General features: G+C 65.6%; 1 protein-coding gene and 1 pseudogene. Both read right to left on the reverse strand.

The genetic code is table 11. The features are described 5' to 3' along the window. Window positions 1-307 (reverse strand): annotated as a pseudogene (locus tag FH608_RS51150) (guanylate kinase); the annotation flags it as partial. Then, window positions 304-1,098: AAA family ATPase (locus FH608_RS51155; protein WP_152315461.1), on the reverse strand; the 795-nt coding region annotated here is incomplete at its 5' end. The pseudogene FH608_RS51150 and the gene FH608_RS51155, both read right to left, overlap by 4 nt.

A 1,098-nucleotide genomic window follows, 5' to 3' on the forward strand; every position in this document is an offset into this window, starting at 1 on the left:
CCAGGCGCCGGATGTCGGCGATGTTGCCCAGGTGGACGACCGGCACTTGACCGGCCGCCGTGAGCCGGTCGAGCTTGTGGCGGTCGATGGCGTAGGTGTTTCCGTAGCGGCGGGATTCGACCAGGACCCGCCCGGCTGCCCGGAGCCGTGCGAGATCCTCGGCGCTGACGAAGTCGTATTCGGCTCCGCGCCGGTTCCCCGCCTTGAGCTTGCGTACCAGCGTGAATCGCTGGTCGACTTCGCCGAGGGCTGCGGTGACGGTGCTCTTACCACTGGCAGGCGGTCCGTACAGCACGACGCCCATCATGTGAGGATCCGTTTCAGCGTTTCGCGGGTCTGGTCTGCCAGGCTGACCGCGGCGCCGAGCCGGTTGTCCACGGTGATGTGTGCTGTGGATGGGCTGCTTTCCGTATTGAGGCCGCTGACGTACGACTCCCAGTTGTCGAGCTTCCAGGCGTCGCGGGCGGCTCCGCGGAACTCGATGTACTCGCGCATGGATTCGGCGTCGCAGCGCACCCACACCACCGCCATGTCGATGCCCCTGGCTGCGCACCGGTTGGTCAGGCGGCACACCCAGTCAGGATCGGCGAGTTCGGCGATGAACGGCGCTGACAGGATCGCCGACGTTCCAACGTTGAGGTTGTCGAACGCGGTTTCCATCAGGCACCGATACTCCAGGGGGCGGACCTCGCTCAGGTAGAGCTCGGTGTGCCGGTCGTGAGGGTCGCCTCCGAGGGAGATGAGCAGGCGTTCGACCATGGCGCGGGTAAGGGAGTCCTTGTCCAGGAAGGCCCAGCCGGTGATGTCGGACAGGAAGCGGGAGAACTCGGTTTTTCCCGATCCGGCGTAGCCACCGACGAGCGTGAGGATGGGCTTGGGGCTGCCCTGCCCATGGCGTCGTCGCCAGGCGTCCACGACGCGGTTGAGGAGTGCGTTCTGCTCGGCGCTTGATGGGGCGCCTGACACTTTGAGCAGCGTTTGTTCGATCACCTGGGCGGCGGCGTTGTCGGTGGCGGGGTCGGTGGGTTGAGGCAAATCCGAGATGGAATTTTCCACTTGGGTTATTTCACCGGGGAGCGGCAGGCGGAAACCCAGAGT

The organism is Nonomuraea phyllanthi, assembly GCF_006334985.2.
GTDB classification, from domain to species: Bacteria; Actinomycetota; Actinomycetes; order Streptosporangiales; family Streptosporangiaceae; genus Nonomuraea; species Nonomuraea phyllanthi.